At 49.8% G+C, this 4,661-nt stretch carries 5 protein-coding genes and 1 pseudogene; 4 read left to right on the forward strand and 2 right to left on the reverse strand.

Going from position 1 to position 4,661, the window contains the following annotated elements; all coding sequences use genetic code 11:
- Nucleotides 1-927, reverse strand: a 927-nt coding sequence (locus tag KB557_RS09050) for a type IV pilus twitching motility protein PilT (protein WP_399218920.1), incomplete at its 3' end; no start/stop codon positions are given.
- Nucleotides 928-981: 54 nt separating this feature from the next.
- Nucleotides 982-2,367 (reverse strand): GspE/PulE family protein, encoded by a 1,386-nt coding sequence (locus KB557_RS09055; RefSeq protein WP_255133432.1) that lies wholly within the window; start codon nucleotides 2,365-2,367, stop codon nucleotides 982-984.
- 110 nt (nucleotides 2,368-2,477) lie between these two features.
- On the opposite strand from KB557_RS09055, the gene grpE reads away from it, so the two are divergent.
- The 4 genes and pseudogenes from grpE to KB557_RS09075 form a co-directional block, all read left to right on the forward strand.
- On the forward strand, nucleotides 2,478-3,137 hold the full coding sequence (grpE, locus tag KB557_RS09060) for a nucleotide exchange factor GrpE (protein WP_255133434.1): 660 nt from the start codon (nucleotides 2,478-2,480) through the stop codon (nucleotides 3,135-3,137).
- Nucleotides 3,137-4,240 carry a molecular chaperone DnaJ gene (dnaJ, locus tag KB557_RS09065; protein WP_255133436.1) on the forward strand — a complete coding sequence of 368 codons (1,104 nt, stop codon included), beginning with the start codon at nucleotides 3,137-3,139 and terminating at the stop codon, nucleotides 4,238-4,240. The genes grpE and dnaJ overlap by 1 nt, the downstream gene beginning before the upstream one ends.
- Before the next feature lie 22 nt (nucleotides 4,241-4,262).
- Nucleotides 4,263-4,487: a sulfurtransferase TusA family protein gene (locus KB557_RS09070; RefSeq protein ID WP_255133439.1), complete on the forward strand. Its 225-nt coding sequence runs from the start codon at nucleotides 4,263-4,265 to the stop codon at nucleotides 4,485-4,487.
- Nucleotides 4,480-4,661 (forward strand): annotated as a pseudogene (locus KB557_RS09075) (ribosome small subunit-dependent GTPase); the annotation flags it as partial. The gene KB557_RS09070 and the pseudogene KB557_RS09075, both read left to right, overlap by 8 nt.

A 4,661-nucleotide genomic window follows, 5' to 3' on the forward strand; every position in this document is an offset into this window, starting at 1 on the left:
ATATATTTGTGCTGTTTTACCTTCGCGAATTAAGTTTGCAATTGCGTTGTTATTTATCATTATTTCTTGTGCCATCACCCTGCCAAAGCAACCGTTACTTTTATCAATAGCTCTGCATAGTGTTTGCGCGAATACCGCCAGTAAGCTGCCACTAAGCTGCATTCGGATCTGGCTTTGTTGAGCGGCCGGAAATACATCAATTAGCCGTTCAATTGTTTGGGCAGCCGAATTGGTGTGCAATGTTGCAAACACTAAATGGCCTGTTTCTGCAGCGCTTATCGCTAGCTGAATTGTTTCAAGATCCCTTAGTTCGCCCACTAGGATCACATCTGGATCCTCCCGTAGCGCTGCCCGCAGAGCATTTGCAAAACTGTGGGTATCCTCGCCTAACTCCCTTTGATGAATTAAACTTTTGGCCGGCTGATATAAAAATTCAATCGGATCTTCCACTGTTATTATGTGATGCGCTTTATTTTGGTTTATATGTTCAAGTATTGCTGCAAGGCTGCTGCTTTTGCCTGAGCCGGTCGGGCCTGTAACCAGCACCAAGCCATTGGGGCGATCGATGATTTCAAGCAGCGATTGTGCCAGGCCGAGTTGTTTAAAACTTGGTATTTTATTGCCAAGGGATCGCAAGCAGGCGGCCAAGTTATTTTTTTCCTTGTACACATTAAGCCGAAATCTTGAAACGTTTCTAAGCTCATATGCACAATCTAGTTCGTAATTCTTCTCTAATTGCTGCTGCTGCTGGCTACTCAACAATGAGTAAATTAGTCGTTTAATCTCCCCGCTGCTAAATTTATTGTCTGTTAGAGGTTGTAATTCGCCATTAATGCGTCCGTAGGCAGCTGAATTTGCTGATATATGCAGATCGCTGCCACCAGCTGCCAGCAGCGCCAACATCAAGGCACTCATTTCTGGATCGATTGCTGCAGCCATACTTTTTATTGCTCTGTTGCTGCAGTGTTCCCCCCTATCTGTTTATCTCGTAGTTAGGCAATATGGGCAGTCGAGCCATTCGTCTTGCAAGCCGGCATTACAGCCTTTGCAGGTGGCATTACTAACTTGTTTTTGGCGTATTTCCTGTTGCAGGCCTGAATCTGTTAGCAACACCCTCTCCACTTCATCCAGGCTGGTGTGACCCTGTTTCGCCAGGCTTATGCCGCTGCCTAGGAGTGTTTTCATGCCATTAGCTAACGCCAATCTGCGCAATTCATTGCTACTGGCCCCTTTGCCGATTGCTGCCGATAATTCATCGTTGATGCGCATTAGTTCAAATACACCGATGCGGCCCCGATAGCCCAGGCCATTGCATTGATCGCAGGAGTTTGTTTTTGGTGCACGTTTGAAGTTGATGCTGCTGCCCTCGCTTGCTTTTAAACCAAGGCGAGCAAGTTCAATTTCCTCGGGTTGGTGCACCTCGCAGCAATGGCTGCATAGTCGCCGCAGAAGCCTTTGCGACAGCACACCCACAAGTGCAGCACTAAGCAGAAAGGTTTCTACCCCCATTTCGCTAAGACGGGCAACAGCGCTTGGGGCATCGTTGCAGTGCAGGGTTGTGAGCACTAGATGGCCGGTAAGTGCTGCTTCAAGGGCGGTTTTGGCGGTTTCCAGATCGCGGGTTTCCCCCACCAGCAACACATCTGGGTCTTGACGCATAAATGCTCTGAGGGCCTGAGCAAAATCAAAGCCCTTTTCCCTATTTACCTGGGTTTGGGTGATACCCGGCAGGGTGTATTCGATTGGATCTTCAACGGTGGAAATATTTAGTTCCGTGTGATTGCGTTCTGCTAATAAGCCGTAAAGAGTGGTGCTCTTGCCCGAACCAGTGGGGCCGGTAACCAGCAAAATGCCGTATGGCCTGCGACCGATCTCCCGCAGTTCTGCAAGCACCAAGGGATCACTGATTAATTGCTCTAAACCCAGCTGCGTGGTGCTGGAATCGAGCAAACGTAAAACCAGTTTTTCGCCAAACCGGCTGGGCAGCACGTTTAAGCGGAAATCCACCGTGCGGCCTTTGTAGTTCCGGCGTATTCGACCGTCTTGGGCTAAGCGCCGCTCAGCGATATCAAGATCGGCCATGATCTTGAAACGGCTGGTGAGAGCAGGAATAACTTTTGCGGGCAGGGGTTCAAAGGCGTTTTGCAACACCCCATCGAGCCGCAGCCTTACCCGCAATTCATTCTCTTGGGGTTCTATGTGAATGTCGCTGGCTTTGCTATCGAGAGCCTTTAACAAAATGCGATCTGCTAGTTGCACCATTGGTGATGCACTGATATTTGCCGCACTTTCTTCCAGAGGCGGCTCTACAAGTGCTTCTGGGCTTGCAAAATTGTCAAATTTGTTGCTTAGTTCAAATTTTTCCATGCCGCTCCACACCGCAATGGCTCGTATTTGTTTTCAGGATGGCGGGGTTTCCCGACCTTGATTCAGGGGTAGGGATCCCAGCAAAATAATGAAATCTGTTGGGTTGCCGCATGAACGAAGATTCCCCCGCTTCCCCCGCTCCTGAGCAGGCAAGCACTGATACGCCCATTTCTATGGAGGAACAAACGATTCCTGCGGCCGAAGCAACTGTTGCAAACGAATCTGTTGCTGCAAACGAATCAGTTGAAGCTGATCTAGCCAGCCTGCGCCAGGAGAATGAAGTGTTACGCGGGCAATACATGCGTATTGCAGCGGATTTCGATAATTTTCGTAAGCGGCAGCAACGGGAAACGGAAGATTTGCGGCTGCAATTGATCTGCAGCACCCTTAGTGAAATTTTACCGGTGGTGGATAACTTCGAGCGGGCCCGTCAACAGCTGAATCCTGAGGGAGAAGAGGCCCAAGGATTGCATCGCAGTTACCAAGGTTTGTATAAACAATTAGTAGATGTGATGAAGCAGTTGGGGGTATCGCCGATGCGGGTGGAGGGTGAAGCTTTTAACCCCAGCCTCCATGAAGCTGTACTCAATGAACCAAGCGATAAATACCCAGAAGATGTGGTTATTGAGGAACTTCAGCGCGGATATCACCTCGATGGCCGTGTGTTGCGCCACGCCATGGTGAAAGTTTCTATGGGTCCTGGCCCCTCAGGCGAAACCAATGATTCGAACAGCGATGCAGCCACCGCTGAGGCTGAAGGTAATAACTAATGGCTGATTATTACGAACTGCTGGCAGTGCCTAGAGATGCTGATGCTGAAACTTTAAAACGTGCTTATCGGCGTTTAGCGCGTCAATATCACCCAGATGTAAATAAGGATCCTGGCGCAGAAGATAAGTTCAAAGAAGTTGGAAGAGCTTATGAAGTATTAGGAGATCCGAAAACTCGGGCCCGCTACGACCAATTTGGAGAGGCTGGGGTTTCTGGCGCAGCCGGCGCGCCAGACATGGGCGACATGGGTGGGTTTGCTGATTTATTTGAAACTTTCTTTAGTGGTTTTGGTGGTGCTGCAGCGCCGGGTCAAAGACAGCGCGGCCCCCGGCAAGGGGACGATTTGAGATTTGATCTAAATATCAGCTTCAAAGAGGCGGTATTTGGTCAAGAAAAGGAAATCCAAATCCGTCATTTGGAAACCTGCGGTACTTGCAAAGGCAGTGGTGCAAAGTCTGGCAGTGGTCCGGTGAATTGCAGCACCTGTGGTGGCGCCGGCCAGGTGCGCCGCGCTACCCGCACCCCCTTTGGCACTTTTACCCAAGTGGCTCCATGCCCTGCCTGTGAAGGTAGCGGCCAGGTGATTGCTGATCCCTGTGGCGATTGCGCCGGCCAAGGAGTTCAACAAGTGCGTAAGAAACTAAGAATTAATATCCCCGCTGGTGTTGATTCTGGCACGCGGCTAAGGGTTAACAGCGAAGGAAATGCCGGCGTGCGCGGCGGCCCTTCTGGTGATCTTTATGTGGTGTTATTTGTGCAGGCCGATTCAAAATTGCGCCGCGATGGTATCCATATAAATTCGGAACTAGCAATTAGTTATCTACAGGCAATATTGGGTGATCGCCTTCAGGTGGAAACTGTTGATGGACCTGAAGAGTTTCAAATTCCCCCCGGCACTCAGCCCGGCACTGTTCTCACCCTCAAAGATCGAGGTGTACCTCGCTTAGGTAATCCAGTAGCCCGTGGTAATCATATGTTTACAGTGAAAGTGGTAGTGCCTCAGAAATTAGAAGCAAAGGAGCGTGAGTTACTTGAAGAACTTACTACTATTGCTAGAAGCCATCCCAAAGGCAAAGGTTTATTTGGTGGTCTGTTTCAATGATTAGTTTGCCATTGCGGTTTTTATAACAGTGCTTGATTTACGCGGCACCCCATGTCCGCTTAATTTTATTCGCACCAAGCTGGCCCTTGAAGCATTAGCACCAGGCAAGTTGTTGCAGGTTTGGCTTGATGGCGGTGAACCTGATCGCATGGTGGTGGAATCACTTGAGGGATCTGATCAAGTGCAAGAACTAATAAGAGATCCGCAATTAGATGGTTCGGTGCAATTAAGAATTCTCCGTGGCTGAACTGCCGCGGGCTCAAGTGATGGCCCTAGAGGCAAATTTTTGCAGGGTGAGGTTAGAAAATCCCGGGCCCGCAGAGCAGCGTCTACTGCTATGCACCCGTCGTTCCCGCCTTGCCCATGAAGGTGTCCAAGTGATGGTGGGGGATTGGGTAGGCCTTGAGGGGATCGATTGGCT

The sequence above is a fragment of the Synechococcus sp. Cruz CV12-2-Slac-r genome (genome assembly GCF_024346075.1).
Classification (GTDB): domain Bacteria; phylum Cyanobacteriota; class Cyanobacteriia; order PCC-6307; family Cyanobiaceae; genus Synechococcus_D.

Excerpts from the sequence above, each read along its gene's own strand:
- KB557_RS09055 (WP_255133432.1), bottom strand. The coding sequence starts at position 2,367 with ATGGAAAAATTTGAACTAAGCAACAAATTTGACAATTTTGCAAGCCCA.
- grpE (WP_255133434.1), top strand. The coding sequence starts at position 2,478 with ATGAACGAAGATTCCCCCGCTTCCCCCGCTCCTGAGCAGGCAAGCACT.
- dnaJ (WP_255133436.1), top strand. The coding sequence starts at position 3,137 with ATGGCTGATTATTACGAACTGCTGGCAGTGCCTAGAGATGCTGATGCT.